This window comes from Thomasclavelia saccharogumia DSM 17460 (genome assembly GCF_000686665.1).
Classification (GTDB): Bacteria; Bacillota_I; Bacilli_A; order Erysipelotrichales; family Coprobacillaceae; genus Thomasclavelia; species Thomasclavelia saccharogumia.
On the sequence record NZ_JMLH01000111.1, the window covers coordinates 1 to 4,100 of the forward strand.

1 protein-coding gene and 1 pseudogene are annotated in these 4,100 nt (G+C 31.8%); both read left to right on the forward strand.

Annotation, left to right across the window (positions count from 1 at the left end; translation table 11 throughout):
• Nucleotides 1–589, forward strand: a pseudogene (locus tag BR82_RS16100) (FIVAR domain-containing protein); the annotation flags it as partial.
• A 191-nt stretch (nt 590–780) separates the two neighbouring features.
• A partial coding sequence (locus BR82_RS16495; protein ID WP_051592859.1) for a LamG-like jellyroll fold domain-containing protein occupies nt 781–4,100 on the forward strand: 3,320 nt, incomplete at its 3' end.

Genomic DNA, 4,100 nt, shown 5'->3' on the forward strand with positions numbered 1-4,100 from the left:
ATATGATAAATTACAGGCAGCAATAGAAGGCTTAGAAGAAGCAGAAGTAGTAGATAAAACATTATTAGAAGCAATGGTAAATAAAGTCTTAGGATTAGAAGAAAACAAATACACAGAATCATCATGGCAGGCAATATTACCAGTCTTAGAAAAAGCTCAGGAAGTCTTAGGAAATGAAAAAGTAACACAGGCAGAAGTAGATAAAGCATGTGATGATTTAACAAGAGCATATTTAAATTTAAGATTAAAACCAAGTAAGGATTTATTAGCAGAATTAATCAATAAAGCAAATGGACTAAATAATGCAAACTATACATCTAATACATGGACATTAGTAGCAAATGAAGTATTAAATGCTAAGGCAGTATTAAATAATCCAGAAGCAAATGAGGCAGAAGTAACAGCAGCAGAAAAAGCATTAACAAAAGCGATAGATCAATTGGTATTAAAATCAGGTGATACTGGAGTAAAAGAATCAGTTAAGACAGGTGATAATATGAATGTTGTATATTCATTAGCAGGATTGGCATTAACAGCATTGATAATTGTTGAAAACAAAAAAAGGCAATCTAATATCACAAATATTTAATTTAATAAAAGTAACATATTGTATATGTGTTACTTTTATTTCTACATTTATAAAAGGATGATAATATAAAGTGAATTGAAAAACTGTTGTAATTTAATGTATGGAATGTTAGGAGATGATGCAAAAATAAAAGTTTAAGAGTGTAGATTTATGGGGGATTTTATAATATTGTATACAATGAGGAGGAAAAAATGAGAAAGAAAGGAAAAAAGTTTTTGGGGGTGTTACTAGCTGCAGTACTTTTAGTAAATATGCCTGTTGTTCATGCAAGTAATAATACAGTTAGTGATAATTTTAGGGTTGCAACATTTAATATTGCAGCTGGAAGAAAACCTAATATTGAAGCAATAAGCAGTGCTCTTGAACAGGAAAATATCGATGTTGTGGGAGTACAAGAAGTTGATATTAATACAGGTCGCAATAATTATGATATGCTTGCGAAATTTAAAGAATATAATTATATCAAAGATACTCATTTCCAAAAGTCAATAAATTATAGTGGTGGAGAATATGGAATTGGGTTATTAACAAGATATCAATTTACAGAAAAAAGTGGTGGAGCTCTTTCAAATGAAGGAAGTTATGAAGCAAGAGCATATGTACGTGGAGTGTTTGAAAAAGATGGCAAGGAAGTAGCAATCTATAATACACATTTAACACACGAAAGTCAAAGTTTAAGAGCAAAACAAATGGAGGAAGTGCTAAATGTAATGGAAGCGGATCCAACACCATATAAAATCTTGACAGGAGATTTTAACACTGACCAGTCAATTAAAGAAAATTACCCAATGATGAAAAACTATAATTTAGCAAACGGTAAAGATGGAGTTTGGTATAATACGTGTGCTCATGGAGATTCGATGAAAATAGATTCCATTGATAACATTGTTACATCAAGAAATATCAAAGTAAATGAAGTAAAAATGGTAGAGACAGGATTGTCTGATCATAATATGCTTTACATAGATTGTCAATTACTTGACCAAGAAGAACCATCAAGACAATTATTGGATTATACAATAAAAGATGTAGAAAGTATATCAGGTGATGTTTATACAGAACAAAGTTATGCGATTTTAAGTGAAGCACTTAATGAAGCTAATGAACTTTTAGATGGTGCAACGCAAGAACAAATTGATGCTATGATTGATAACTTAGATAAAGCGGTTTCTCAGTTACAAAAACAAGGCCCAATAGGTGGATATAGTAGTTTTGATTTTGACAGTAGTAAAAAACAATTTGTTGCAGTGGATGCAAGTTTATCTTATATTCCTAATACAATGGAAGCATGGGTAAAATTAGATACTAATCCAAATAAGCGCCAAATTATTTTAGGTAATTATCGTGGTACCACGTATCCAGCATTTTCAATTGAAATAACAGCTGATAATCAGTTACGTTATTTTGAACAAGTAATAGAAAATGGTGTAAAAACAGAGTGTGATATTCGTACAACTGATTTTTCATGTAATGATCAATGGACACATATCGCAGTAGTAAGAGATCCAGCTAATAAAATGGTTAGTCTTTTAGTAAATGGAGAAGTTCGAGCTAGTAAAACATCTAATGTTATTAAAGAAAAGTCAGCATTATCAGACGCTCATTTTGTAGGAACAGATCATAGAAAGAGTTATTTTCTTGATGGAGAAATAAATACGATTTGTTTATGGAATCAAACAAAAACTGTTGAAGAAGTACTTGCAGATATGAATTTAAAACTTACAGGGACAGAAAATGGTTTATACCATGCATGGAAATTTAATGAAGCTGATTTAACTATTGAAGGAAAAGTGTATGATTTGGTTGCAAAGGATAGTTTAGATGCAACGGTTTTTGGTTTTGAAAGTTTAGAACATAAAATTTTAAATTTAAAAAATAAAATTACCGAATATGAACAATTAATAAGTAATTCAGATGTTTCTCAAGAAAAAAAAGATGTATTTACTGCAGTTATTAATGAAGTTGAAGCAGGGTTAGAAACAGTTACAAGTTTACAGGAAGTAAAAGAATTAGATGAAAAACTACAAAAAGCATATAGTGATTTTGGGAAACCAGCAGATGGTAAATTAGAATTTGTTGTGCTAAGTGATACTCATGTACAATCTAGTGCAAGCAGTACTAGTGCTCGTATTTATGATGAAGGTTTGAATAAGATTGTTACAACTATGCCAAATGCTAAGGCGATTGTAAACTGTGGTGACTTTTCAAGTGATGGTGCAGATAGCGAATTTGCAAGATATTATTCTATTATTGACAAATATGATGAAAAACTACAATTTGTTAATGCTTTAGGAAATCATGATGTGCGCTGGACATCTCAAGGATGGGATGGAGTGTATGACCGCTATATGTCATATAATCAAAAATATATGGGAGATACAGATAAAGTATATTATGATACATGGATAGGCGAAGGTGAAGATCAGCACCATTTCGTTGTTATAAATACAGAATGGGACATTAAAGACAGTTCTTATATTTCAAGTGAACAATTAGAATGGTTAGACAAAACAATGGCAGAAGGGGCTGAAGATGACAAACCAATCTTTGTAGTACTTCATGAACCATTACGTAATACAATAGCAGATACCGACAGCTATAACGGTTATTCTGATTTTCCATTAGATGAAGGACCACAGGATTTTGCATTAAAAGAAGTATTAAGAAAGTATCCGCAATCAATTATTCTAACAGGACATGTACACGCTGGTCTTGGGACAAATGAAATTGTCGAGACAGATTATGGTACGTTGGTAAGCGTTCCTTCTTATTTACGTGCAGACTCTGGTGATCCACAAAATCAGCTTGGTTACTATGTAAGTGTATATGATGGAAAAGTTCAGTTGAGTATGTATGATTTTGAACATGAAGCATGGTTACCTGCATATCACTATACAGTTGATTTAACAGATGAAGTACCTGCAGGTAAAGTTTTAGATGTTAATTTTGATGATGAAACAGCAAATGATACATCTGGAAACAATAATAATGGAAAGCTTGTTGGAGACATAGAATTTGTAGATGGAGTAAAAGGTAAGGCGATTCATATTGTAAATGATGAAACAGCTGTAGAAGCAAAACAATATGTAGATTTTGGAAAAGTAGAAGATTTACGTTTTGGAAAAGAAGATTTCACAATTATGTTCTGGTATAAAGGAACAAAAGAAATGGATACAGAAGGAGCAGTAATTTCTAATAAAGATTGGGATTCAGGAGCAAATCCAGGATTTGCAATAGGAACATTTACAGATCCAAGACCAGGAATTGGATTAAACTTTACAGTAGAAGGAAGCAGTAGAAAAGATACTGGTCGATATAGTAGTGCAACTGATGGAAAATGGCATCATATAGCAGCGACGTATGATCGAGATGGAATGATGATATTGTATATTGATGGAAAGAAAGTAGACAGTACAAGTATAAGTGCTGATTTAGGAAAGACGATAGATGTAAATGATTTGAATTTAATTTTAGGAGCAGATGGAAACAAACATTATCCAGTAAATGACAG